The 22,658-nt window shown below is 68.4% G+C and carries 41 protein-coding genes; 40 read left to right on the forward strand and 1 reads right to left on the reverse strand.

Annotated features, from left to right (window positions below):
• Positions 1-3 precede the first annotated feature (3 nt).
• From ADL03_RS15795 to ADL03_RS15935, 32 genes are all read left to right on the forward strand, one after another.
• Positions 4-771: a hypothetical protein gene (locus ADL03_RS15795; protein WP_053734212.1), complete on the forward strand. Its 768-nt coding sequence runs from the start codon at positions 4-6 to the stop codon at positions 769-771.
• Positions 772-851: 80 nt separating this feature from the next.
• A complete protein-coding gene (locus tag ADL03_RS47050) occupies positions 852-1,028 on the forward strand; it encodes a hypothetical protein (protein WP_157528751.1) in 177 nt (58 codons plus the stop codon).
• Positions 1,029-1,141: 113 nt separating this feature from the next.
• Positions 1,142-1,447: a hypothetical protein gene (locus tag ADL03_RS15800; protein WP_053734213.1), complete on the forward strand. Its 306-nt coding sequence runs from the start codon at positions 1,142-1,144 to the stop codon at positions 1,445-1,447.
• A gap of 49 nt (positions 1,448-1,496) precedes the next feature.
• Positions 1,497-2,597: a hypothetical protein gene (locus ADL03_RS15805; protein WP_053734214.1), complete on the forward strand. Its 1,101-nt coding sequence runs from the start codon at positions 1,497-1,499 to the stop codon at positions 2,595-2,597.
• 97 nt (positions 2,598-2,694) lie between these two features.
• Positions 2,695-2,994 carry a hypothetical protein gene (locus ADL03_RS15810; RefSeq protein WP_053734215.1) on the forward strand — a complete coding sequence of 100 codons (300 nt, stop codon included), beginning with the start codon at positions 2,695-2,697 and terminating at the stop codon, positions 2,992-2,994.
• Between the two features lie 34 nt (positions 2,995-3,028).
• Positions 3,029-3,559 (forward strand): hypothetical protein, encoded by a 531-nt coding sequence (locus ADL03_RS15815; RefSeq protein ID WP_053734216.1) that lies wholly within the window; start codon positions 3,029-3,031, stop codon positions 3,557-3,559.
• Positions 3,560-3,603: 44 nt separating this feature from the next.
• A complete protein-coding gene (locus ADL03_RS15820; RefSeq protein WP_053734217.1) occupies positions 3,604-3,813 on the forward strand; it encodes a hypothetical protein in 210 nt (69 codons plus the stop codon).
• A 92-nt stretch (positions 3,814-3,905) separates the two neighbouring features.
• On the forward strand, positions 3,906-4,532 hold the full coding sequence (locus tag ADL03_RS15825) for a hypothetical protein (RefSeq protein WP_053734218.1): 627 nt from the start codon (positions 3,906-3,908) through the stop codon (positions 4,530-4,532).
• Positions 4,533-4,653: 121 nt separating this feature from the next.
• Positions 4,654-5,145, forward strand: a complete 492-nt coding sequence (locus ADL03_RS15830) for a hypothetical protein (RefSeq protein ID WP_157528753.1) — start codon at positions 4,654-4,656, stop codon at positions 5,143-5,145.
• A gap of 2 nt (positions 5,146-5,147) precedes the next feature.
• Positions 5,148-5,585, forward strand: coding sequence for a hypothetical protein (locus tag ADL03_RS15835; protein WP_157528755.1), 438 nt, complete (start codon positions 5,148-5,150; stop codon positions 5,583-5,585).
• A complete protein-coding gene (locus tag ADL03_RS15840; protein ID WP_053734221.1) occupies positions 5,585-5,815 on the forward strand; it encodes a hypothetical protein in 231 nt (76 codons plus the stop codon). The genes ADL03_RS15835 and ADL03_RS15840 overlap by 1 nt, the downstream gene beginning before the upstream one ends.
• Entirely contained in the window at positions 5,812-6,336 is a 525-nt protein-coding gene (locus ADL03_RS15845; RefSeq protein ID WP_053734222.1) for a hypothetical protein, read from the forward strand. The genes ADL03_RS15840 and ADL03_RS15845 overlap by 4 nt, the downstream gene beginning before the upstream one ends.
• Positions 6,337-6,379: 43 nt before the next feature.
• Entirely contained in the window at positions 6,380-6,742 is a 363-nt protein-coding gene (locus tag ADL03_RS15850; protein WP_157528757.1) for a hypothetical protein, read from the forward strand.
• An 86-nt stretch (positions 6,743-6,828) separates the two neighbouring features.
• Positions 6,829-7,440, forward strand: a complete 612-nt coding sequence (locus tag ADL03_RS15855) for a hypothetical protein (protein WP_157528759.1) — start codon at positions 6,829-6,831, stop codon at positions 7,438-7,440.
• Positions 7,441-7,731: 291 nt separating this feature from the next.
• A complete protein-coding gene (locus ADL03_RS15860; RefSeq protein ID WP_053734225.1) occupies positions 7,732-7,986 on the forward strand; it encodes a hypothetical protein in 255 nt (84 codons plus the stop codon).
• Positions 7,987-8,045: 59 nt separating this feature from the next.
• Positions 8,046-8,462: a hypothetical protein gene (locus tag ADL03_RS15865; RefSeq protein WP_157528761.1), complete on the forward strand. Its 417-nt coding sequence runs from the start codon at positions 8,046-8,048 to the stop codon at positions 8,460-8,462.
• Between the two features lie 206 nt (positions 8,463-8,668).
• Entirely contained in the window at positions 8,669-9,058 is a 390-nt protein-coding gene (locus ADL03_RS47055) for a hypothetical protein (protein ID WP_157528763.1), read from the forward strand.
• A 25-nt stretch (positions 9,059-9,083) separates the two neighbouring features.
• The gene (locus ADL03_RS15875) at positions 9,084-9,560 is read left to right on the forward strand and encodes a hypothetical protein (protein WP_157528765.1); all 477 of its coding nucleotides are present in this window, start codon (positions 9,084-9,086) and stop codon (positions 9,558-9,560) included.
• A gap of 353 nt (positions 9,561-9,913) precedes the next feature.
• Positions 9,914-10,084 (forward strand): hypothetical protein, encoded by a 171-nt coding sequence (locus ADL03_RS47060; RefSeq protein ID WP_157528767.1) that lies wholly within the window; start codon positions 9,914-9,916, stop codon positions 10,082-10,084.
• A gap of 5 nt (positions 10,085-10,089) precedes the next feature.
• Positions 10,090-11,172 (forward strand): hypothetical protein, encoded by a 1,083-nt coding sequence (locus tag ADL03_RS15880; RefSeq protein WP_157528769.1) that lies wholly within the window; start codon positions 10,090-10,092, stop codon positions 11,170-11,172.
• A gap of 215 nt (positions 11,173-11,387) precedes the next feature.
• Positions 11,388-12,251 carry a hypothetical protein gene (locus ADL03_RS15885; RefSeq protein WP_053734230.1) on the forward strand — a complete coding sequence of 288 codons (864 nt, stop codon included), beginning with the start codon at positions 11,388-11,390 and terminating at the stop codon, positions 12,249-12,251.
• A 277-nt stretch (positions 12,252-12,528) separates the two neighbouring features.
• Positions 12,529-12,702, forward strand: coding sequence for a hypothetical protein (locus tag ADL03_RS47065; protein WP_157528771.1), 174 nt, complete (start codon positions 12,529-12,531; stop codon positions 12,700-12,702).
• A complete protein-coding gene (locus ADL03_RS15890; protein ID WP_157528773.1) occupies positions 12,699-13,178 on the forward strand; it encodes a hypothetical protein in 480 nt (159 codons plus the stop codon). Before ADL03_RS47065 ends, ADL03_RS15890 begins: the two co-directional genes overlap by 4 nt.
• Before the next feature lie 156 nt (positions 13,179-13,334).
• A complete protein-coding gene (locus ADL03_RS15895; RefSeq protein ID WP_053734232.1) occupies positions 13,335-13,604 on the forward strand; it encodes a hypothetical protein in 270 nt (89 codons plus the stop codon).
• Positions 13,605-13,722: 118 nt separating this feature from the next.
• Positions 13,723-13,974, forward strand: a complete 252-nt coding sequence (locus ADL03_RS15900) for a hypothetical protein (protein WP_053734233.1) — start codon at positions 13,723-13,725, stop codon at positions 13,972-13,974.
• Positions 13,975-14,174: 200 nt separating this feature from the next.
• On the forward strand, positions 14,175-14,618 hold the full coding sequence (locus tag ADL03_RS15905; protein ID WP_053734234.1) for a hypothetical protein: 444 nt from the start codon (positions 14,175-14,177) through the stop codon (positions 14,616-14,618).
• 14 nt (positions 14,619-14,632) lie between these two features.
• Positions 14,633-14,851, forward strand: a complete 219-nt coding sequence (locus ADL03_RS15910) for a hypothetical protein (protein ID WP_053734235.1) — start codon at positions 14,633-14,635, stop codon at positions 14,849-14,851.
• On the forward strand, positions 14,848-15,204 hold the full coding sequence (locus tag ADL03_RS15915) for a hypothetical protein (protein WP_053734236.1): 357 nt from the start codon (positions 14,848-14,850) through the stop codon (positions 15,202-15,204). The genes ADL03_RS15910 and ADL03_RS15915 overlap by 4 nt, the downstream gene beginning before the upstream one ends.
• A 124-nt stretch (positions 15,205-15,328) precedes the next feature.
• Positions 15,329-15,670, forward strand: a complete 342-nt coding sequence (locus ADL03_RS15920; RefSeq protein WP_053734237.1) for a hypothetical protein — start codon at positions 15,329-15,331, stop codon at positions 15,668-15,670.
• 66 nt (positions 15,671-15,736) lie between these two features.
• Positions 15,737-16,315, forward strand: a complete 579-nt coding sequence (locus ADL03_RS15925; protein WP_157528775.1) for a hypothetical protein — start codon at positions 15,737-15,739, stop codon at positions 16,313-16,315.
• 151 nt (positions 16,316-16,466) lie between these two features.
• The gene (locus ADL03_RS15930; RefSeq protein ID WP_053734239.1) at positions 16,467-17,222 is read left to right on the forward strand and encodes a hypothetical protein; all 756 of its coding nucleotides are present in this window, start codon (positions 16,467-16,469) and stop codon (positions 17,220-17,222) included.
• A 36-nt stretch (positions 17,223-17,258) separates the two neighbouring features.
• On the forward strand, positions 17,259-18,242 hold the full coding sequence (locus ADL03_RS15935) for a hypothetical protein (RefSeq protein ID WP_053734240.1): 984 nt from the start codon (positions 17,259-17,261) through the stop codon (positions 18,240-18,242).
• A gap of 54 nt (positions 18,243-18,296) precedes the next feature.
• Here ADL03_RS15935 and ADL03_RS47070 read toward each other — a convergent pair whose 3' ends face one another.
• Positions 18,297-18,446, reverse strand: coding sequence for a hypothetical protein (locus tag ADL03_RS47070; RefSeq protein ID WP_157528777.1), 150 nt, complete (start codon positions 18,444-18,446; stop codon positions 18,297-18,299).
• Positions 18,447-18,457: 11 nt separating this feature from the next.
• Here ADL03_RS47070 and ADL03_RS15940 point away from each other — a divergent pair, with 11 nt between their 5' ends.
• The 8 genes from ADL03_RS15940 to ADL03_RS15975 all read left to right on the forward strand — a co-directional run bounded on the left by ADL03_RS15940 (position 18,458) and on the right by ADL03_RS15975 (position 22,647).
• Entirely contained in the window at positions 18,458-18,853 is a 396-nt protein-coding gene (locus ADL03_RS15940) for a hypothetical protein (protein WP_053734241.1), read from the forward strand.
• Positions 18,850-19,341: a hypothetical protein gene (locus tag ADL03_RS15945; protein ID WP_053734242.1), complete on the forward strand. Its 492-nt coding sequence runs from the start codon at positions 18,850-18,852 to the stop codon at positions 19,339-19,341. Before ADL03_RS15940 ends, ADL03_RS15945 begins: the two co-directional genes overlap by 4 nt.
• Positions 19,341-19,889 carry a hypothetical protein gene (locus ADL03_RS15950; protein ID WP_053734243.1) on the forward strand — a complete coding sequence of 183 codons (549 nt, stop codon included), beginning with the start codon at positions 19,341-19,343 and terminating at the stop codon, positions 19,887-19,889. Before ADL03_RS15945 ends, ADL03_RS15950 begins: the two co-directional genes overlap by 1 nt.
• Positions 19,890-20,079: 190 nt before the next feature.
• Positions 20,080-20,715, forward strand: a complete 636-nt coding sequence (locus tag ADL03_RS15955) for a hypothetical protein (RefSeq protein WP_053734244.1) — start codon at positions 20,080-20,082, stop codon at positions 20,713-20,715.
• 150 nt (positions 20,716-20,865) lie between these two features.
• Positions 20,866-21,297: a hypothetical protein gene (locus ADL03_RS15960; protein ID WP_053734245.1), complete on the forward strand. Its 432-nt coding sequence runs from the start codon at positions 20,866-20,868 to the stop codon at positions 21,295-21,297.
• Between the two features lie 10 nt (positions 21,298-21,307).
• Positions 21,308-21,658, forward strand: coding sequence for a hypothetical protein (locus ADL03_RS15965; protein WP_053734246.1), 351 nt, complete (start codon positions 21,308-21,310; stop codon positions 21,656-21,658).
• Entirely contained in the window at positions 21,655-21,912 is a 258-nt protein-coding gene (locus ADL03_RS15970; RefSeq protein ID WP_053734247.1) for a hypothetical protein, read from the forward strand. The genes ADL03_RS15965 and ADL03_RS15970 overlap by 4 nt, the downstream gene beginning before the upstream one ends.
• A gap of 210 nt (positions 21,913-22,122) precedes the next feature.
• Positions 22,123-22,647, forward strand: a complete 525-nt coding sequence (locus tag ADL03_RS15975; protein ID WP_157528779.1) for a hypothetical protein — start codon at positions 22,123-22,125, stop codon at positions 22,645-22,647.
• Positions 22,648-22,658: the final 11 nt, after the last annotated feature.

A 22,658-nucleotide genomic window follows, 5' to 3' on the forward strand; every position in this document is an offset into this window, starting at 1 on the left:
AGCATGACCACCACCAGCACCGCCACCGAGACCAGCGCGGTCGCGCCCGCCACGGCAGGACCGGCCACGATGGAGCAGATCATGCAGGTCGACGGCGCCGCCTCGCGCGTGGGCCTGCGCGCCCGACTGCTCGACTCCCACGCGGTCGACATGTGGGTCGAGCTAGCGGCCGTGGACCCGGACCACCCGTTGCACGTCAAGCCGGGTGACCCGCACTGGCACCTATGGATCAGCGAGGACCACCAGGACCCCGGCACCGCCGACAACCCGTACTCCATCGTGCGTGACGCCGCCGACGACCTGAGCGCGATCGCGGACAACCTCGCGGAGTACGCGCACCTGCTGGAGAGCAAGCGCGACGCGCTGCACGAGCTGGACGGCCTGGAGATCCACGAGACCCAGAACGGCGCTCGGCTGATGGCGAAGATCATCGAGCTGGGCAACAGCATCAAGGAAGCCGCGCAAGTCCGTGCCCTGGCCCACCACGCGGCGGAGCTGGCACGTGACGCACGGCAGGTCGCCTCCTGGGCGTTCGTGCCGCCGAGCCGACGCCCCGCCACCTACGGCCGCCACAACCAGGCGGAGAACACCCGGCTGCTGCGACAGCGCCTCAACGGCGTGATCGTCCGCATCAACAGGTTCGGCGACCGCACCAACGGCGCCGAGGGTAGCGGGTTCCGCGTCGCCCCGTGCACGGAAGCCGGGTGCGAGATCGCCGCCGCCGCGTACACCGAGACCGACGAGCCGCAGCCGGTCACCGTGCACGCCTGACCACACCCCGCACACCCACCTGCACGCCACGCCGGACCGTCCGGCGTGGCACTGACCACGAACGGGAGCCGCGCAAGCACATGGCACTGCACACGCTCACGGCAGTGATCGAGTTGCCCGACGACTACGATCCCGCCGCCGACGGCGAGAACGGCTACGTCATCGCGCTGTCCGCAGTGGACCGCGCCGAGTTCACGATCGTCGATGCCGGCGTGACCGACGCCGCCCGTGAGGCAGGCGCTGACCAGGTCGAGTGACGACGGCCGGGCGCGGAGCCATACGAGCCGTGTGGTGCCGCGCCTGACCATGAACGTTCGAACCTCTGCTATCGCAAGCCTTGCCACCACTGTCGACACAGGACGGAACCAGGATGGACACCCAGACCGCACACGCCCCGCTGACCACGGTCGACGTGATGAACCTCGCCTCGATCGTGCGCGCCGCGCGGGCCGGAAGCCTGGTGCAGCGCGCTGACGACCGCGCGCCGGACGGCCGCGTGGTCGGCACGGTCCGACACCTGGTGACCAACGCGGAGACCTGCGAACTGCTCGTCGCCGCCGCCGACATCCGCACCAGCCTGCTGCGCGCCACCTTGCACAGCGGGACCGACGTGTTCTGGCCGGTGCCGGAGCTGCTGGTCGCGATGACCAACGGCGAGGTCCGGTTCTCGAACTAGCCGTGCGGCGCAAGCCTCGCCACGCCCCGCACACGAAAGGACGCCCCCGGTGTCTCTGTTCAACGGTCCCGCCGAGCACGCCGACAACCCGCCCGAAACGTGGCAGGTGGTCAAGGCCGGCCGTGGCTGGCAGCTCCAGACCAAGGACGGGGGCGTGCTTCACAGCTCGTTCCCGACCAAGCGCGAAGCCGAGTCCGAGCGGACCGACGGCGCCACCGCGCGGCTGTACGCCAAGGAAGCCCGCTGGTATGCGGGCGAAAGCATCCCCGGATGGCGGGACTACAGCGAGATCCGGCCGCAGGCCACGCCCTCGGCCGACGTGGAGGACGACGGCCCGCCGCAGTGGCACTACCACGTGTCCCGCTCCAAGCAGGGCGAACACCCGGAGCACACGGCGGTGTGTCACGGCGGCGACTGGGAAGCCGCGCGGCACGGCTACATCGAGCTGCTCGACGCGGTCCGCGCGGACCTCTCGCCGTGCACCGAGCCGGGCGAGAACGGGCGGTGCACGCGCGGCGAGTGCTGGACGTGCACCACCCACGAGCTCGTGGACCAGGCCGCGCAGGCCGCCCGCACGCGCAGCGAACCCGTCACCGACTGGTCCATCGTCCGCTACACCTACGGCCGCGCGCTCGGGGCGAAGCACGACTACACGATCACCGCGGTCATGGCCCGGCACTGCCAGGCCCGTCAAGCCGCGCCACCCATCCGACAGACGGGGAGTCACCTGACCATGACCACCACGCCCGCCACCGAGCCCGCCGCCGCGTCCGTGTTGCCGTCCGCCGCGTCACAGGGCAAGCCGCGTACCCACTCCCACGGGGTCCCCGCGACGATCGAAACGTTCTCCCAGTTGCGGATGCTGTCGACCCAGTTCGACGGCGACGGCTCCATGCGAGCCACCGCCAACGAAGCCGACGCGCAGCACGACAACACGCGCCGCGCGGGGTTCGCTGCGCACATGCTGTTCGAGTACGGCGTGCGCACCGGCGAGTGCCAGCCCCACATGGACGGGCTGACTCTGTTCGAGCTCGTGCGCGACGCGGTTACCGACCTGCGGCACTTCGCGGACGCGGCCGGTCTGGACTTCGACATGATCGAGGACCGGGCGCGCAACGCCTACCGCGACGACGTCCTCGGGCAGTACTAGACCCCGCCCGCCCTCTCAAGCCTAGCCGCGCCGCACCGGACCCCTTCCCCCGTGTGCGGCGTGGTTTTTCTCTTGCCACGTAACAGGAGGCAGTGCCGTGACCGTTGTCGGGTATGTCTACAAGGGCCAGTTGGTGTGCGCCGACGAAGCCCGCGAACTGGGCATCACGATGGCCGCCGAGAACGGCTACGCCATGTCGTGGGGCGACTGCGGCGCACCGGAGGAAACGCTCGGCGCCTGGGCCGGCACGACCGGCCTGGACCGCGAGGACGAAACCACATTCACCACCGGCGAGTTTCCCAAGCGCGTCACTGACGACCACGCGCAGCGTCTCCGCGTCGAGGGGCTCGACACGTGCTGCCACGCCTGCGGCTGGGACCTCGCGCAGCCGTTCTGATCCTCACCCGCCGACCCTGAGGGGAAGTCTCGTCATGCCCGAATTCGACGCGCAGGCGCTCGTCAACGAGCGCAACGCCCACATCCTGGCTGCGGTGAACGCGCACGCGATGGTGGTCCTGCTGGAGAACCTGAGCGCGGACCACGCCGACTACGGGCGGCGCCACCTGTCCGACCGGCTGGCCGACTGCGGCCAGCTGGCCCTGATGATCAAGCTGCGTGACGACGCGTTGGCCGCGCTGCTCGGCACGCGCCTCCGCGTCGCGCACGTCGTCGAGCAGTTCGGTTCCATCGTGCTGAACGACGACGCCATGCACTCCGACGGCGCCAAAGCCGCCTGGCGCACGGTGCTGACCGACAAGCTGACCGTGAGCGACGTCGAGGACGCCCGCCTGGACGGCTACCGGCTCGGCACGGCGTTCGCCGCGTTCGAGCACGTCTACCCCGCGCGCGTGCCCGTCCCCGCGGTGCCGCTGCTGTACCGCGACAACGCCGCCGAGTTCGAGCACGAGTTCGCCCGCGCCCGCCGCGAGTACAAGCCGGACGAGACCACCTGTCACTGCTGACCCAAGCCTGCCCACACCACGCACCACAGTCAGGAGACCACGAGATGAAGACGCGCCCGGCAGCGCTGACGCTCTCCTCGCACCGCTGCGTGTGCGGGGAGCCGATCGCGCGCGGCGAGCGGCGCGGCGGCCAGGTCATGACCTCGGGGACCACGTGGTTCCACGGGACCGTGGACCACAAGGCCTCGCCGCGCGTGCAGCAGACCGCCGCGCAGAGGCGCCTGGACACCGACCACACGGCCAGGCTCGCCTGACCCGAACGGGAACTCGCCAGCATCGGCCGCGGCAGAGGTCTGCCCGCGGCCGACCGGGTCCAAGCTGTCTCACGTCGAAGGGGTGAAGTGTCGTGCCGCTCATCATCTGCGGGTGCACCAGCAGCGAAGAACGCAACACCCATCGCGGGTGCGTCAAGCCTCGTCACGAGTACGTGGGCGCGGTGCTCGGCGAGTACGAGCACAACGGCGGGCACGACTCGGACTTCTACGCCGTGGTGTGGGACGAGCCCACGCAGTCGGTGACGACGAAGTGTTGGGGAACCACGTCGTCGTGGACCTACCACAACCACTGCCGGGTAGACGCCACGCCTGAGGTGATCGCAAAGGCGAACGCCTCGATGCGTCCCCGCTGGACCGAGCGGCTGCGTGCCCGCATGGAAGCCGACGCACGCTTGGTCCGTGTCGGCCGCGTGGTGCGGTCCACGACCACGCGCGGCAAGAACGCGGGCCTGGTGGGTGAGGTCGCGTGGAAGGGCCGGGACAAGATCCGCTCGACTCGTTACCACACCTACTACCGGGTAGGCATCGACGTCGACGGCACCCGCCGGTTCATGCCCGTCGAGAACGTCGAGGTCGTCGAGCCCGCACCCGTCAACGAAGCCGAACTGGCGCAGAGCGTGGAGTCCGCGGTGCGCCGGGACTGGCCGTCGCAGTACCGCAGTTTCGTCTACACCGCCGGTGCACCGCTGCCTCAATGACCCTGCACTGCCCTCAAGCCGACTCAGAGCACCCCGCACGCACCTGGCACCAGCCGGGGCGTGCGGGATGCCGTGCGCCGGACCGGGCACACCGCCTCCTGTTGTTGATCACGCATGTCTCGTGAGGGGAAGTCTGGCCATGTTCGACCGCAAGCAGGCCGCGCTGGAGATCATCGGCGCACTGGACAACAACGACATCAACGACATCACCGGCCTGGGACTGCGGCCCCCGTTCTACGACGAGTTCGCCGACGAGATCCGCGACAACCTCCCCGCCGCCTACGAGCCCGACACCGATACCGACGACGGCGGCGGCGAGCACGACCCGACCGACGGCGTGAGCACCGTCGTGGACACGATCGTGCCCCACGACGGCGGCGAGGTGCTGCGGCACTTCAACTACACCGACGCGGCGTTCACGCTGCCCTTGTCCGAAGTGGACTTTGATCCCGACAAGGACGTGCACGCGTTCCTGATCGGCGCGCTCACGGCCGCGTACGAGCAGGGCCTCAGCGAGTTAATCCGTCACGTCGAGGAGTTGGTCGACGAAGCCGAGCAAGAGGCCAACGAAGCCGAGCTCGACGACGAGATCATCGACAGTGAGGAGTCGTGACCGTGAACGACGACACCCACGCCGCACCACAGGCTAGCAGCGAGGTCGACTGGATCGGCCAGTTCCGCACGCACATCGAAGCCGCCTACCCGCAGGTGTTCCTGCGGGTAGCGCGCTCCACGGTTCCCCGCCGGGACACCGAGCGGGCACACGTCATCGTCGACGCGATCAAGGTCGACAGGTCCGCCCGCAAACAGGGCTTGGCCCGCGCGGTGCTCACGGAACTGTGCGCGCAAGCCGACCGGCACGGCGACACCCTGAGCGCCACGCCCAACCCGGTGCGGCAAGGCGAGTGGACCGCTGACCCGCGCAGGTGGGCACGGTTCCTCACCACCGAACTCGGGTTCGTCAGCAACCGATCACGCCGGGGACGCGACTACTCGATCAACGAGACCCACTACCGCAGGCCCACGCCGGCCGCGACCGAAGCCGGTCAGTGATGGCAGAGGGCAAGGTCGAGGTCCACACCGGCCGCCCGTCCTGGCACCAGGAACAGGCGGGCGCCATCTCGGCGGGCATCACCTCGTTCGACACCCCCGAGCAGGCCCACGCCTACCTGGACGGGTTTCGCGCCCACCACCCCGGCAAGACGGCGTTCGTCATCGACCGGCGACCCAAGGACGCGACCGCCGACACCGCAGCAACCGAGCTGAAGGGTGAAGCCTCATGACCGTCATCACCGACAACGTGCAGCCCCTGTCCGCCGAGGACATCGCGGCCCTGCGCGCCGCCGAGACGGTGCAGTTCCGCCGCGACTTCGACGGCGAGGGCTGCGTCCGGGCGGAACTGCGGGGCAGCGGGGAAGCCGAGTCGCCGCGGATCTTCACCGCCAAGCAGCAGCGCATGTTCCCGCGCACCAACAACGCCTCCGGCGGCCGGTACCGCATGCTCACCGCATCCCCGCAGGTCTGGGCCGTCAGTGGCGGCGACCTCACGAGTGCGATCTGCCGCTACGACATGAGCGTCGACGACTCGCGCCGCGCCGAGTGGCAGACGATCGTGCACGCGCTGCGGGTGGGCGACCGGCTGGGGCTGTGGTGGGTGGCGGGCAACGACTACCCGCTGATCACCGTAGCCGAGCTGCACCGTGACGAACTGCGGCTGGTACTGCACCGCGAGAAGCACTCGCCGGTGTTCCTGATCGACGCCACGGTCCGGGCGGACGACTCCGCGCGGATGATCCAGTACTGAACCACGCCCAGCCTTAGCCGAACGACGACAGGAGAGGCCCACTGTGGACGCTGGAACCCCGCCCGCCGTGGCGGACATCCTCGCCCGCACGTCACTGGAACTGACCGGTGACGACGCCACGGAGCTCGCCGCGTGCCTGGTGGCCGCGTACAACGCCGGTCAGCGAGCCCCCACGCCGGCACCGGAGGACGGCAAGCCCTACGTCAAGGTGACCGCGACCGAGGACGACTTCGTGACCCTCGCGCTGCCCGACGGCCGCGTGCTCGACGTGTTCCCGTCAGGCAACGTCCAGGTCTACACCCGCAACCGGTGCCACGCCCTGGAGATCACGCTCCCCGACTCCGACTCCGACTCCGACGCCGTCGTCGAGTTCGACGGGCGTATCAAGGTCATCCGCCTGGCGTAGCCGCCTGAGCGCGTCCCGCAAGCCTGACCAGCCCCGGTCGCGCACCCGCGCGACCGGGGTTTCGCATCTCACCCGGAGGGATCACCATGACGCTCGTATCGTCCCCTGTGGACCGCGTGACCGTGCTGCACGGCAACCACACCAGCGCCGAGACCGCGTACGTGGTCGAGGACGCCCAGTACGGCAACCACCCGACCAAGCGGTGCCAGATCCGCTACTGGATCGAGACCGCCGAGACGGGGCGGTACAAGGGAGAGCAGCGGTTCGTCTACCAGACGAGCAACCCGGACAAGCCGGGGGAGTGGTTCAAGGAGAAGCGGAGCATCTTCTCGCACATGGTGCTGCTCGTGCGCAGCGCCGCCGACGCGATCGAGGGCTGGCACATCTCGATGTACCAGCTCGACGGTCCCGAGGAGTACCGCCACCACCTCTCCGGCGTGTACGAGCAGCTCACCGACCAGCAGCGCTCGCTCTATGACCACATGCGGGCGCGCGTATGGAACCGCAGCCCGCGCGAGACCCAGCGCGAGGTGGAGACCCTCGCGCACGTGATGGACCACATCATCGACACCGGCTACAACCCCGTCGTGGACGACGGCTGGTGGATCAAGCCGGACCGCACCAAGTGGCTGTACCTCGGGCTGCGTGACAACCCCGAGGTGCGGTTCGCCTACGCCCGCACCCTGCTCGCCGGATGACACTCCGGCCGGCCTGAGCACGCAAGCTGCGTGACGGCGTGAAAGCCGCGCGCGAGAAGTCCAGCCGCATCGGCGACCTGGTGTTCCGGCGCTACGAAGCACCGACGATGGGCGTGGTCATGGCCGCACTGACCGTGACCACGCTCGTGTAAATGAGTGTCGGCTGGCCCGTCTCGATTCTGGTCGCTGTCGCCGCCGGGTGCGTGGCCTGGCCCGCAATCCTGTGGTTCTGGCCGCACTGCGTCCACATAAGCCCTGCGGTACAACAACAATTCCGAAGGAGGTACGCCCGTGAGCCGTGTCAAGGGCGGCGACCCGAACGTGCTCGTGCAGTTCGTGGTCAGCGTGGTCACGGCCGTCGTGGTCACCCTCATTCTGCGCTACGTGCCCGAGCTGCACTGGCCGTGGTCGATCGTCGGCGGCCTGATCGCCGGGTTCGGCGGGTGGCTGGCCTGGTTCATGTACTGCCACCCCACCAACGACCACGGCTACGGCACCGGTGACCGCGGCGCAAGCCTGACCGCGCTGATCGACGACCTGTTCTGACGCAGCCCGCCCCGCAAGCCTCGCCACCGCACCCTTGCTCGGCGTGCGGTGGCGCGTGCATGAAAGGAACCAGCGTGTTCCCACCCGGCACCACCCTCGCTGACTACATCCCCGGAAGCGTCGTGGCCGAGGACGGCACCGTCTACCTCGACAACGGGGCCCGGTTGAAATGCCGGTGGGTTCTGCTGTGCAAGGAACCCGCCACCTGCACCGTCAGCCACCCGATCCTGGGACAGGTGCAGACCTGCCAGCAGCACGCGGGCGACCACGACGCGACGCCGCTGGTCGACTGCCGATGGTGCGGCAAGCAGATCCACCAGCTCAACGAGCCGAGCGCGCGTGAGGTCAACAAGGTCCACCCCGCCGACGCCGCCGGCAACCCGGCCGCCAAGCCCGGTGACTGGGCGCACGGCGTGACGGGAATCAGGTGCTCTGACAGCGAACACGAGCACCAGCCTGACGACACCGACAACTGACAGCGTCAGGTAAGCCGCGCCGCGTCACGGTACCCATGAGCTGCCTGGTGCGGGCGACCTGCCGGTCGATTCCCACACACCCCAACCGCATCAGGCAGGCAAGAAGCAACACGAAGACCCGCCTGCGGTTCCCTGGTTGCCCGGCGGGCCTTCGTGTTGTACCACAACACAAAGCCGTTCGTCCACAACAGAAGAGAACGGGGTGGGTGCCCGATTATGCGCCGCGACAAGGCCGACCTGAAGGGCAAGAACGCCCGCGTCTCTACGGCGAGGGCTGGGAGCCGCCCGCCACTGAGCACCCGCCGCTGCCGACCGCGGACTCGCCGCCGGCCGACAAGGTCGCCGCGATCACCGTCTACGCCGGCCCCTACCCGGTGCCGGGGCAGGCGCAGAAGGCCGTGACCGACGCCTACGGCGTGCCGTACACGCGGTTCGTGCAAGCCGTCGCGCCGCTGGCCTACGACCCCGAGGTCATCGAGGCCAAGCCTCGCGAGACGCGCTTGATGCGCGAGCAGATGCAGCGCCGCCGCGCGCTGCGCAACCTGTCGCGTGCACGTGGCGCGCAGGACCCGCTGCGGCACGCCCGCACAAGCTGACACATCAACTGCCGGGAGCCTGTTCATGAGCACCACAATGCCGCCCGCCGTCGCCGCGTACGCCATCGCGGCGGCCAACGAGGTCAAGTTCAACAAGCAGCACAGGTACTGCGACCCGCGGCAGTGCCAGCGGTCCAGGCGGATGCACGACGACTACCTGTGCATCCACGGCACCTTCCTGGGTGACCCGTACGGCCCGGACCACATGTGCCCCTACTGCGAAAGCGGAGACAGCCCTTACGCCTACGGCCTGGATAAGGCGTGGAAAGAGCAGGGCGACATCGTCAGCCACCTCATCACCGAACTGGTGCGGGCCAAGCGCCGCGCCGTCATCGCCCACGCCGCCTGCCTGATCAGCGCACGCGACGTCTACGCCAAGCCCGCGGGGGACTTGATCGAGCGCCCGACGTGGGAGTGGTTCACCCCCGAGAACGGCTCCGACATGGCCTCGCTGATCGCCGCACTGACCACGCCGCTGCCCCAACCCGCCCCCGCGAGGTGACCGTAACCAGCACCGATCCTTCCCCTGGCAAGCCGATCCGCCGTATCGAGTTCATCGCGTACCACGAGGAAGGCACCAGCGCGCGAGGCGAGATCAACCACGGCGAACGTGGAGCCCGCTAGGTACTCGCCACCCGTGCGGCACGTGGGCCACGGCCCGCGAGATAAGCCTCCTCGACGCCCTGCACCTGTCCTGGCCGACACAACAGCGGCGAGGACCTGTCCTACTTCCCCGCCTGATCCTCAAGTCTGACCACCACCGGCCACCTTTCGAAGGGCCGCGACTGCCGTGGCGGCGCCAACCCTGAGCACTGCGGAACTGTCCATCCTCAAGAGCTCTCCGCCTACGGAGCCGTGCAGGCCTCGACCTTGTGTGACGCGGTACCGCGGCTGATCGAGCGCGACCTGATCACGCACCGGTGCGACGAGATCGGCACCGCAAGCCTCACCTGCACCGTTGGCGCCGCCATCGGCCTGCTGCTCAACGACGCCGGGCAGGAATCGACTTCGTCCGTTAAGAGGTGACTACTGTGAACGCCAACAAGCCGCGTTTCCTGGCCAAAAACACCACGGAGCTCGCGGACCAGGTCTCGCTGTACTTCTTGTTGCTCCAAGAAGCCTTCGTTCGGCACGCCGTCTGGTCGAACGTCACGAACCTGGCGGCTGGGCTCGACGACTTCGAGATCGCAGAGCCCGACCCGCCCACCGAAGCCCTCCGCATCGACTACATGATGATGCTCGCCGAGTCGGCAGCGGTTCATCTGAACTGGTTCGAGAAAGCCGGTCGGATCGCGTTCTCGTTCCACCCGGACATGGTCAGCAATCTGCGAGGCTCGACCTCCGAGAAGCTGCCTGGCAGCGTCTTCCGGCACATGGCGCACAGTTCGCCTCTCCTGCTGTTCGTCAGGCCGGTACCGACCACGACGCTCGAGGGGAGCCCTGCGCACCTGCATGGCTTTTTCGTCTACGGCATCGCGGGCGACATCACCTCGCCGACTTGGTCGATCTGCGAAACCGATGACGAGGCGATGGCTGCGGTCGGCCTGATGATGATCGTTTCACCGACTGCGGACCTGGAAGACATGGAGTTCGACCGGGTCGTGATTCCTCTCAAAGAGGTCTTCACGGTCGAGGACGCGGTCAACGAAACCATGGCTGGCTACGGCATCGACGAGAACCACACGGTCGTTGACGCCGCCGCCTACCGCGAACGCTCCCGTGAGGCCATCGTCCTCGCGCTCAACATGCTGCTCTACATATGCGACTCCGAGGCCGACCACCAGCCCATGCCTCCCGTCAGAGCAGCGAATTCCAGGGCCCGTGCGCGTCGGCAGATCGGCGGCGCCACCACGAAGTTCATCGCCTCCGGATGGGTCGAGGGACCCGATCTGGAGGCGGCGGACGACCGCAGGCGCCGAACGCAGGCCGAGCGTGGCGGGTCGTCAAGCTGGGAACAGGACTACCACCGCCGTCGCGGCCACTTCAGAACGGTGTGGTACGGCCCAGGCCGGACGATGGCAAAACCTAAGTGGATCAAGCCCTACGCGGTGCGTGAGGACAAAGCCGACAACGCTGCGGCGCGCCTGATTGCCGTTGAGCCCAAGCGGCTCTGATGCTGCTACCCAAGACAGACCCCAAACGGCTGTCCCAGCCCGGTCACGCCGCGCGAGACGCACCTGCTCGACGCCTGGCGTCTGCTGCTCGCGACGCACAACAGCGGCGAGGACCTCTCCGGCTTCCCCGCCCGACCTCTCAAGCCTCACCACGCCAAGCCTCACCACGCCAAGCCTGGCCGCACCCGGCCACCGTCCTGAAAGGCGCGACCGCCGTGGCGGACCGACCCCTCAACACCGCGGAACTGTCCATCCTCAAAGAACTGTCCGCCTACGGTGCGGTCCAGTCGCCAACCGCCTACGACGCGGTGCCGCTGCTGATCGAGCGCGACCTGATCACTCACTGGTGCGACGAGACCGGCACCGGAAGCCTGACCGACGCCGGCTACGCCGCGATCGGCCTGCTGTTCGACGACGCGGGCGTGGAGCTCACCGGCGCGGGCATCCTCGGCAGGCCGCGCGTGCACCTGTTCCACAGCGGATGGCAGGCAAGCCAAGCGGCCGAACGCCAGGAAATGTGCGACGGCGACGTGTTCTACGTACCCGCCGACCAGATCATCGGCCTGGTCATCACCGGAAGCCGCGCGCGGTCGCTGACCTTCCCGGCCGTGAACCTGCCCACCATGTCCACACTGGACCTGTTCAACGAGCGCGGCATGACCTACGCGGGGACGTTGCGACGCATCATGTCGCCTGAGCACGCCGAGCTGGCCATGTTCGCCGACAATCTGGCCGCACGGTGGCTCAACACCCCGCCCGCCCTGGCCTGGGCCTACCATGACGAGTACTACTGCCCGCGTTGCATCCGGATCGTGGCCGGGATGCTCCTGCACACCGGCGACCCGCGCGAGAACGCCGACGCCGCCTGGTACTACACCTGCGCGCTGCGTCAGGTGCTGCCCGAGGAAGCCGAGTCCGACGAAATTCTCGACTTCCCCGCCCCGGTGCGCGACCCGCGCTCGCTGTACTGGCAGCGCGGCGGAGCACACCAGGCCCACACCTACCGGTGCGTCTCGTGCCTCAACACGTTGCCGCTGCACGACTCCGACGCCCCCGAGGAAGGGACTGGCCCGCGATGAACCTCGCCCCGAGCCCGTCATCGAATGCGACATCGAGGCGAGCGCGGACCCGTTCGGATACGGCCCGTACCGAGTGTGGGTCAGAGCCAACGGCCGGTCGTAGGAGTACTTCAATCGGCACGCCCGTCCGGGCCGCCCACGGTCCTGATGGACGACGGGCAGATGGTCGTGGGCGAGGAGCTCCACAACGCGGACGGCTGCGAGCTGCGCGCCGCACGCTGGCAAGAAGCTCGACCCGTGCACGCACCTGTGGGAACTCGACCACGACAACCGCTACGTGATCACCTCCGAGCGCTATGCCGAGGCGGGCAGTCCCGCGCAAACCCGCATGGTCGTGTGGTTCTGCGGCCACCGCATCGACACCACACCCACCCCGCACGCCGCCCGGCGCGCAGCGGTGCGCCACCACGCCGGCCAGACCCACCCGACGCCCACGGAGGACCGCCCGTGAACCCGATTATGCCGGGCCGCAAGCTCGCCGGCCTGATCCCCGAACTGGTGCTGCTCACGCACAGCGGTGACGTGTGCCGCTGGACCGGCGGCCCCCGCATCGACGTCTACACCGACCCCGACGACTGGCAGGCCGACAGCACTCCCACGGTGAGCATCGCCGTGCCCGACGGCAAGCCGTTCCAGCCCGACCAGTTCCTGTCCCTGCTCAATGACTGGGTGCTGGTGTGGAAGCCGGAGGACGACGGCAACGAGTACGCGCAGTCCCGCTGCCGCACCCGTCCGAGCCTGACCTCCGCCGGCTACGAACTGGCCCCGGTCGGCAACGGCTACACCCTGGCCGTCCTGCACTACCGACGCGACACCCTGGACGACCGGCACATGCTGTCGGCCTACACCTCCCGCGCGGCGGCCGTCGCCGACGCGCAGCACTGGGAGACCTCGCGGCACCTGGGGCACGACTGCGACTGCCCCTAAAGCCACATCCCGAGCCCTGCCCGCGCGAGCGGGAGCACCGCATCCGACGCCACGTTGGACCGCACGCGTGAAGACGCCCCCGCCCGCCACCTCGACGACACTCGATGCCAGCACGATCCTCGACAGGGTCCGCAACGCCCTGCGCGACAGGTACCCGTGCACTACGCCCGCCGACACATCATCGGCGTGCAGTTCGCTGCCGGACAGTGGGACGACGGCCACTACCTCGACAGCAACGGCGTCATCCTGTTCCACAGCGGCAGCACCACCTCGTTGGAGTTCGACATCAGCGACGAGCTGAACACCGCGTGCGAAAGCGTCGCAGCCACGGCCACCCTCACGATCGACCTGCGTACCGACCAGCTCATCAGAAACGACGACGGCACCGCCGACATCCACACCACACTCGACGTTCCATGTCCGTGAGCCGCGGCCCGGCGCAGCTCGCGCGGCCCCGGCCCGGCCGCGCAGGCATGATCAACTGCGGCGCACGCCACCCGGCAAAGCCGACTCCCGATCCGCCAACACAAGGGGAGCGCACACTGTGGCGCGGACACCCCTGCGCACGTTCGAGCTGCGCACCGAAGACCTTCGCTTCCGCGCGCGGCTGGCCGTCCGCCTGCTCCCGATCGGCGCGCGCTACACCGGCACCGGCAAGCACGTACGCCTCAATCCGCACGTCGAGTTCTACGACCTGCACAGCGCCGACGACGGCGACAACGGCCCCCTCGGGCACCGGCTCACGACGATGAGCCTGCCGCGCTGCAAGCCCAGCACGAACCAGGCCACTGGCTGATCCTCAACACCGACCAGTCCCCGCAACCGTGGTTCATCGATCCGCTCACCGCCGACGAGATCGTCGAGTGGCTGACCGACACCGTGCGCGCCTGCACCTTCCGGATGCCTCACAGCTCCCAGTGGTGCGGATTCCCGCACGAGATCGACTAGCGACACCGCCCGCCAAGCCGTACCGCCTCCACCGAAAGGGAACTGACCGTGTTCAACATCGGCGAAGCGCACGCGTTCAACAGCCTGCTCGGCTACCTCATGGACATCGACGACCCCGACACCGGCCCCGTCGACCGCGACGTCGCCCACGCAGCGCTGTTCAAGCTCGCCGCCAGCGCCCGCAAAGCCCTGCAGGGCGCGGGCCTGGGTGACAACGAGCTGGACGCCGCGTTCCCGCAGCCCGGCCGCATGTGGGGCAAGCTGATCGCCGGCGACGTCAAGACCTACACCGCCGAGACCTGCGACGGGCACACGAAGTACGGCCCCAAGCTCGACATCGCATCGGTGCGCGAGTACGCGTCCAAGCACGGGCTCCAGCTCATGGCCACGAATTTCGTGTACGACGACTGCGAACTGGTCGAGGACTACACCCCCGACGACGACGCTGTCGGGGACGACGACCGTGCCGGCCAACCCGCACCCAGCCACTGACAGGGCATCCCGCCATGACCGCCACGCCCGATTCCTGCACCAGCAGCGATAACGCCGTTGCTCTGCCCCGTCTCACCCAGGGCCAGTCGAGCAAGCACTGCCTCGACGCGGGGCTGGTCTGCTCCATCGGCCCGGCCACCCGCAAGTGCACCGAGTGCGCCATGCCCGAGGACACGACGCACACAACCGACGTCAGCACCGAAGCCGAGTCCGGGAAGGACACCGTGCGGTGACCCGCTCCGATAGCCCCACTGCGGCGATCGATCACACCCATCGCGATGGTGATGACAGCGGCAGCCCGCAAGGCACCATTGTGGACCGCGACCTCGACATCTGGATACACACAGAACAGCTCTGGAGGGAACTCGAATCCGCCGCCGGCCTGCCGAAATATGAGCTGGGCCGATTCAAGGAGTGGTGTGCCCTCCAGCGGGCAACCTTCAGCGCGAATTCCTACGACCTGGACGCGATGATCAGCTGGGCTCGCTCACGCGGCATCCCGCACACCGTCACGTCGTCTGTTCACTACACCGGCACGACGGGCAAGGTCGACTTCCGCGACGACACTCTGACCTTGACGACCTAGTTTCGCCGGCACCAGCGGTGCATGGACCCGGACCGCGACCAGCCCGCCGCGCTGCGCACCAAACCACCAAGACCGGGACGGAACCGCCATTGTCACTAAAGAGCAGGCCGCCGAGCTGTACTCGATGATGCCCTCCGCAACCGAGATCGACCCGATCGCCCTGGTCACGATCACCGACGACGGCAAGCCGCACGAGGTCGTGCTGTGCATGGCCTACGGCGGCGAGTACTGGGCATGCCTGACCTGCGAGGCAGAGGGCATGGCCGAAGAGATCCCCTGCGGCTGGGACCTGTCCACACTGATGGCGTACGCCCTCGAGCACGGCCCCCTGCGCTGGGTCGTACGTGATAGCGAGCTGAAGATGGTCGATGCCCGCGATGAGCCGGTGCCCACCGAATCACTGTTCTCGCCGCCGACCACCGACGAGATCGCCGACGCCGCACAGGACTGGCACGACAAGCCGTAGAGCCTCGCCACCACCCACTCCGAGCTCACCGACCACAGACAGCCCACACCAAGAGGAGGGCGCACCGTGGGATGGACCTCTCTGCACCGCCCAACCGGCATGACCGACCGCGCGTTCTTCACCAACGAGCTCAACGCCGACAACGTGATCGTGCAGTGCGCCACGATCGGCGGTGTCTTCTACGCCGCGGTCCGCACCATCACCACCGGTGCAGTCTGGGCGTGGATCGTGCTCGTGCAGCGCCGGCCGGCCAGGCCCCACAACTTCGCATTCAAGTCCATGAGCGAGGAGTGCCAGCCCGGCTGCGACGACGCTCCCGCCAAGATCCTCGACATCCTGTCCGACACCGAGCACGAGGGAGCGCAAGCCTGGCGGGCGCGCTGCCGTGCCGCGCTGGCCAAGAAGCAGGCCGCACGCGCCCTGGAAACAGGCATGGCCATCCGCCTTACCAAGCCGGCCCAGTTCAGCGAGGGCAGGCAGGCCTCGGTGTTTACCGTCGTCGACCGCGGACGCAACGGCACCATCCGCTGGTGGGCACGCCCCGGCGACGCGGACGACGCGGAGCCGTTCCTGTGCAAGCTCACCAAGAACTGGGCCAGCGAGCTCGAGTGGGAGCCGGTGCGCCAGAACGCACCCGCGCAGTAGCCACGCAACGGATCCGCACGTTCACAGTCACCCCGCGTCAGCACGTCGACGCGGGGCGACTTCCTTCACGGAATGCTTTTACCACAACAGAACAGCCAATTGTGTCCAATATGGACTGTTGTGTGCTTTGTGAAAACCAGGAGACCACACTGTGACCACCGCGCACACCGGGCCGGAGAACCCGCACACCGACCTCACCACCCACTCGCACCTCGGACAGTGGACCGACCGCATCCTCGGCGTGCTCGACGAACACATCGACGACGCCGAGCTGGACCGGCGCCTGATCGGCCGCACCACCCGCGCCAGCAAGATCCACACCGCCGTGCTGTGGGGAGGCGTCCACCAAATCACCTGCCGCGGCAAGGGCAAGCACCTCACCATCGCTGAACCCATCACCATCAGCCCCACCGACAGCATCAACGACCTGCGCGCCGCCCTCGCTCCCTTACCCATCACCCCTGACGAGCTGTGCACGCGCTGCTTCCGCAGCGCCTACGGTCCGATCACCATCCGCCTCACCCACGCCGCCCGCACCGGCATCGCCCACCGCTTCCGCTCCAACGTCTTCACCGAACACACCGCCACTACAGCGGCACCCAAGCCTGACGAGCACGGATTCCACGACATCCAGCTCAGCTACCACGCCCGCTGCGCCGTTGCCGGACTGCTCGCACCCAACGGCGACGGACCCGGCCAGGCCTGGCACGACGGCATCGTCACCACCGCCTGGGACGAGATCGCCCAAGCCTTCCCCCGCACCCTGGCCCGCGCCGGCCGCCGCAGCGCCACCGCACTCGCCCGTGCGTTTCCCTACGAGTGGTTCGCCCAGTGGGCCGCGCTGCACCCTCACAACATGGACGAGGAGAAGTGCGTTAACTGCTACGACCCGGACGCCGGGCTCTGAGCCGCCTCACCCACCACCGCACCGGGAGACCAGCCCATGTTCGGCGACAGCGAGTACACCATCCACGGCGACGCAACTATCGTCCTGCGGGCCACCGCGCCCACCCGAGAAGCCGCGCTCGAAGCCTGGCGCGGCCACCAGGCCGTCACCATCGACCACACCCACGTCCGCGACGGCAGGGCCGTCATCCTCGCCGAGCTGTCCACCCACCCCGCTCACGCCCACGTCGCCGAGATCAACGGCGTCCCCCAGGTCGGCACCGCACACGCCCGCATCACGCTCGACCACAGCAGCACCGACAGCATCGCCGCCGGGGTCGCCCAGCTCGACCCCGCCATTCAGCAGCGCATCGCCGACGCCCTGCGCAACGCTGCCGCCGCCCGCGCCGACACCGCGTTCCTCACCCACCTGCACAAGACCATCGCCGCCGAGTTCACCACCGACGACCGCGAGCACGCCGACGTCATCGGCGTGCTGTTCCTGACCGCGGAGTGGGACAACGGCTACCTCCTCGCCACCACCGGCGAGGTCCTGCTCGCCGACGGCGGCACCGTCGACATCGACTTCGGCGACACCAGCGAGAAATACTTCGGCGCCGCCTTCGGCGCACGCGGCGCCACCTTCGGCCTGGCCATCGACCTACGCACCAACGACATCAACCCGGACCTCTACCACGCCAAGAAGTCCATCCACGCCATCTTCGGCATCCCCGAGCCTGAAACCCCCGCCGACTACGTCCGCGCCGTGCTCGACCAGCACCTCACCCCCAGTGAGAAGGCCGCGGCCACCGGCGTGCTCTTCCTCGCCCGCGAACACCACGGTGCCTACGCCCTCACCGACACCGGCGAAGTCCTCTTCCTCGACGGCACCATCCGCGAACTCACCTTCCCCGGCATCACCACCAAGCACCTGCACACCGCAAAACCCCGACCAGACAAGTTCGGCACCGTCATCAACCTCATGACCACCAAGACCGAACCCGACCGGCACTTCGACACCCTGCTCGACCACACCCACTGATCCCTGCCCCATCGCGGAAAGACCCATGCCTCGCGAACGAGCCCACCGCCTCGGCTACACCACCCCCAGCCACACCGGTCCCATCCGCACCGACGGCGGCACCACCACCATCCTGTGCCCGACGAGGCCGGCGACGAGTACAAGGGCAACGTCAGCCTCCACCCCGGCCCCGGCCACCAGGCCGCACCACGCGCCCCAGCTCACACGAGGACACCATGACGCCGCCCCAGCCGATCGCCACTCCCCGCATCGCCGACGACACCATCGTCAACGCCATCCGAATGCTGATCGACGAGTACTGGGAGAAGGACAAAGCCGATTACGAGGAACTGCGCGGCGAGGCAGAACACCAGGGAGCAGGGGAAGCCAACCCGGGCTACCACCCCTTCGACGCCCTCCGCGACCTCAAAGCCTGGCTCGACGGCCCACAGCCCGACGCGTGCACGAACGGCACCATCGGTGGCCTGTGCGGCGATGAGCGGTGCCAGCACTGCGTCAGCCTCGCCCTGGCGGCCGACGCCGAGCTGCACAGCACCGACCACCACGACCATCCTGACACCGCGCTCACCCTCGCCGACCCCCTCGACCGGAAGCAGGACACCACCCAATGAGCATCTACGACAGCAGTTGGCCGTCCGCCTTCCAGCTCCAGGGCGACAAAGATCGCATGATGGGCGACTGCGACTGGTCCCCACCCTGCGGCACCTCCCGCAGCCGCTACCACCGCATCTCCGAGCCACGCAAAGCCGCGTTTCTCACCGAGTTCACCGCCCGCGTCACCGCACGTTCCGACGAACTCTGGATCACCAACAACCGGGGCACGGACCTCTACGTCGGCTGGCACGACGACGCGGCCGGAAGCTACTCCGTTGTCTCCGAGCTCGAACACCACCCCTACGTCGCGCCCCACCTGCTGCGCTCGCACTACTCGCTCACCTACTGCCACGAACTCGAAGACGGCACCGCCCCGCTCCAGCAGCTCTGCTTCACCCGCATCGAGCCGCCTCACGCCCTCGACGTCCACCTGCACGTCGACCACCTGATCGCCTGGCTCGACGCCCACCGCCGCCACCACGGCGCCACCCGCACTGGAGCCTGATGACCACTGATACGCCCGCCGACGACCAGCCCGCCGCATACTCCGCCACCGTCACCATCGACGACATCATGACCACCTCGCCCGCGGAAGCCGCGCGAATCATGCTGACGGTCCTGCGCGCCGCTCCTTACCACGAGACCGAGCTGCACGTATACGTCGCGGACCAGCACACCGGCGGCAAGCCGACCACCGTGCTCGTGACCCCCGAACAGCAGCGCGAAGACGTTCTCGGCGGAGTACCGCAGCGCAACACCGTCGGGCTCGCGCGGACGCACGACGGCCCCCTCGACGCACAGCAGGAAGCCGACCGGCTACTCGAAGTCATGACCGGACACCAGCAGGAAGCCGCGCGTCGCCGCGCGGTGCTCGACGAGCTGGAGAACTACGGCAAGGACGACCGCGAGGTCGAGAAAGCGCGCTGGTCCGTGGAGGACTACGAGCGCACCTACGAGAGCGACGCGGTGCTCCGGCTGCTGCACCACATCCGTGACACGGGCGTGCTTCCGGCGGCCTGGCGCAACCCCGACGCCCCGGTCACGAGCGAATAGTCACGTTCTGTCACTGTTAGTCACGAACCCCGGTCGGTGAGCCTCGTCAGCGCCTGTCACCGGGGGATCGTGGTCACTGCCCGTGAGAACAACCTGACGTGCAGCCCAGCGACGACCGTAGCCGGTCGACTACACCGAGCGGCTGCTTGAATTCGGCGTCCTGCTGCCGCCCGAAAGCGCGTCGTGGCGTGTGCTCGCGTGCTTCCACCTCGACCACGACGCACATCCCTCCGGCTCGTACTCGGCCGACGAGATCGAGGCGTTCAAGCGTGGCGACTGGCACTTCCACAAGGCCTGTTGGCGATTCTTCCACCCGCCCACCCGTCGAAAAATCGCGATGACGCAGGTGGAAGGTGTGTGCCTGGAGGACATCGAGGCCGCCGACGGTATGCGCCGCGCGGTGCACGACTTCGTGATGGACGCTTTCAAACAGCTGAAGATCACGCCTCGGCATCCGGACCTGGACCTGCCTCGCTGGCCGCAGGTCCCGCCAAGCCCGATCGAGCTCGACGAGTTCACGCTGCGCCTGTGGTACGGCGTGGCGCTACCTGCCGACTGCGACGACACCGTGCACCTGACCTTCGCCCACGACATCGAGACCGACCCGAACGGGCTCAGTCCCGCCGGCCTGGCCCAGTTCCGGCGCGGCGAGTGGAGCTACTACAGCACCACCGCGTCCGTGTCCGACGCCACCGGCGATGTCGTCGCAAGCCGGGTGGCGCGCGGGCTGCGCCGCGAGGACCTGTACGACAGCGAGGCTGCCTACGCGGTGACCAACGACGCCGTCTTCGCCGCCATCGAGAACTGGGCGGCACGTCGCAGCTAGACCGACACACCGCACCCGCATCAAGCCCTACCAGCGCTGGACGCACCCCGACGGGCGGCCAGCGCGCTGTTTCCGCACCCCTCTCCGCCCACCGCAAAGGACCCACCCCTGAAGCTGATCAAACACCTGCCCGACCGATTCGGCCTGGCCATGCTGCACGAGCTCCTGCCGGAGGCGTACCAGCGCCCGCCGCTGCCGCAGGTGCTGCCGCAGTCCCGCCGCGGCGACGCGTACGACACGCTGCGCCGCATCGCCGCGGACTTCTTCGAGTCCACCCGCCACGCCTGCGAGAACGGCGACTACACCCGCGACTGGTACGGCACGCCCCGGCCGACCCGGATGCCCGTCGACGTCAGCTACGCGATCGTCACCGGAGAGGCGGCGCGGATGGCCGACGAGCTGTCCGACATGTACGCCGAGCCGGGCCAGGCCATGTGGCCCGAGATCCAGTACGGCCTGACCGCGCTGCTGGCCTACCACCTGGTCACCTCCGAAGTCGACCCGGCGGCGGCACTGGTTCAGAGCGCCAAGCTGCGCGCCGCAACCCGCCTGGCAGGCCTGCTCAATGCCACTGAGCAGTAAGCGGAGCCCGATGACCAAGACCGTCCAGGACGCCACCACACAAAGCGCACGAGCCTTGCAGGGGTCGCTGCAGGATCACGAAGCACAGCTCGTGGAGTTCGCGCGGATCAACTCCGAGCACACGCGAATCAGCTTCGCCATGGCTCCCGTGGAGGCCTACGACCTCGTGGTCGAGGTGATGGCCCGTGTGGAAGCCGAGCACGGGCGACGCGGCTTCCCCCACCAGTCCATGCACTCACTGCGCACTCACCTGTGGTGGCAGCTGACCCACTCTCAGAAGCAAGTACGCAAGGACCACTCGCGACGGCGCACCACAGGCACCCGCAAGACACGAACCAGCGAGGGAAAGGCAGCCCTGTGAAGCAGAGCGAGATCGACTTGCTGAACCTCGCGACCAGGTTCGAGCCCGCCACGCGCAGCGCCGAAGGCCACGTCGACAAGGCATCCATGATCGTCGCCGGGTTCGACGTCGCGGTGTTCGTGGACGCCGACGGCCGCTACGTCATCGACATGGAGTGGGGCGCCGAGTCGCCCGAGGCGCTGGTGGGTCCCGGCGGGGAGTACGAGCTGGTGCTCCGCCTCAACGGCGAGACCTACACGATGCACCGCAAGTAGCCCGCGGTCACCCTGGACATCAGGGCAGATGCAGCCCCTACATCTCACCCCGACCGGTCGGTCCTACCTGGACGTCAGTGTCACGCCGAAAGGCAAGCCTGATGACCGCGTCGGACACCATCATCGAGCGCACTGCCGCGACCCTGCCGAACTACGCCAGGCTCAACCAGCGCGCCGCCGTCATGAGCCTCATCGGGTTCGACCGCGGGCATGGCTAAAGGACGCCAGTTCCGGGCCGCGGCAGTTGAGCGCGCCGACACCCCCGCGCCGCGCGTGAAGTTCCTGGCACTCAAGCGCAGGCTCGACCAGGCCGACATGCTGGAGCACCTGGACATCGACCACGGTCGCGCTGCCGTCGAGTTCCTGCTGCTCGTGGTCAACCTGACCGACCCGCGCACGCCGCCGTGTCGGCTGGCCGCCAGCGCCAACGAGGACAACGCCCCGCTGATCGTGTCCATGATGGCCGTTGCGTTCGGTCAGCCCGCTTCGACCGGCAAGCCTCGTGTCGACGTTCCGGCGGACCTGCGCCAGGCCATCGGCAGCGCGGTGTTCGGAGAGGCCGCCGACGGAGATCGCGCGGAGGTGCACGCCGTGTACGAGGTCGACGGCTGCCAGGTCGCAGTGCTCACCGGTGAGGCCCGCGCGGTGTTCGCGTGCCTGTGCGAGCGATCCACCGACAGCCGCGACTACCCGCTTACCGAGGTCGGTGCCACCGCGTGGCACACCAACCTCTGACTACGAAACGG

It is taken from the genome of Nocardia sp. NRRL S-836 (genome assembly GCF_001279525.1).
Classification (GTDB): domain Bacteria; phylum Actinomycetota; class Actinomycetes; order Mycobacteriales; family Pseudonocardiaceae; genus Lentzea.

Coding starts and splice junctions, on each gene's coding strand:
- ADL03_RS15855 (WP_157528759.1), top strand. CDS start 6,829: ATGACGCTCGTATCGTCCCCTGTGGACCGCGTGACCGTGCTGCACGGC.
- ADL03_RS15820 (WP_053734217.1), top strand. CDS start 3,604: ATGAAGACGCGCCCGGCAGCGCTGACGCTCTCCTCGCACCGCTGCGTG.
- ADL03_RS15975 (WP_157528779.1), top strand. CDS start 22,123: ATGGCTAAAGGACGCCAGTTCCGGGCCGCGGCAGTTGAGCGCGCCGAC.
- ADL03_RS15800 (WP_053734213.1), top strand. CDS start 1,142: ATGGACACCCAGACCGCACACGCCCCGCTGACCACGGTCGACGTGATG.
- ADL03_RS15965 (WP_053734246.1), top strand. CDS start 21,308: ATGACCAAGACCGTCCAGGACGCCACCACACAAAGCGCACGAGCCTTG.
- ADL03_RS15840 (WP_053734221.1), top strand. CDS start 5,585: ATGGCAGAGGGCAAGGTCGAGGTCCACACCGGCCGCCCGTCCTGGCAC.
- ADL03_RS15950 (WP_053734243.1), top strand. CDS start 19,341: ATGACCACTGATACGCCCGCCGACGACCAGCCCGCCGCATACTCCGCC.
- ADL03_RS15940 (WP_053734241.1), top strand. CDS start 18,458: ATGACGCCGCCCCAGCCGATCGCCACTCCCCGCATCGCCGACGACACC.
- ADL03_RS15960 (WP_053734245.1), top strand. CDS start 20,866: ATGCTGCACGAGCTCCTGCCGGAGGCGTACCAGCGCCCGCCGCTGCCG.
- ADL03_RS15935 (WP_053734240.1), top strand. CDS start 17,259: ATGTTCGGCGACAGCGAGTACACCATCCACGGCGACGCAACTATCGTC.
- ADL03_RS47050 (WP_157528751.1), top strand. CDS start 852: ATGGCACTGCACACGCTCACGGCAGTGATCGAGTTGCCCGACGACTAC.
- ADL03_RS15945 (WP_053734242.1), top strand. CDS start 18,850: ATGAGCATCTACGACAGCAGTTGGCCGTCCGCCTTCCAGCTCCAGGGC.
- ADL03_RS15795 (WP_053734212.1), top strand. CDS start 4: ATGACCACCACCAGCACCGCCACCGAGACCAGCGCGGTCGCGCCCGCC.
- ADL03_RS15865 (WP_157528761.1), top strand. CDS start 8,046: ATGAAAGGAACCAGCGTGTTCCCACCCGGCACCACCCTCGCTGACTAC.
- ADL03_RS15920 (WP_053734237.1), top strand. CDS start 15,329: ATGATGCCCTCCGCAACCGAGATCGACCCGATCGCCCTGGTCACGATC.
- ADL03_RS15815 (WP_053734216.1), top strand. CDS start 3,029: ATGCCCGAATTCGACGCGCAGGCGCTCGTCAACGAGCGCAACGCCCAC.
- ADL03_RS15875 (WP_157528765.1), top strand. CDS start 9,084: ATGAGCACCACAATGCCGCCCGCCGTCGCCGCGTACGCCATCGCGGCG.
- ADL03_RS15845 (WP_053734222.1), top strand. CDS start 5,812: ATGACCGTCATCACCGACAACGTGCAGCCCCTGTCCGCCGAGGACATC.
- ADL03_RS15910 (WP_053734235.1), top strand. CDS start 14,633: ATGACCGCCACGCCCGATTCCTGCACCAGCAGCGATAACGCCGTTGCT.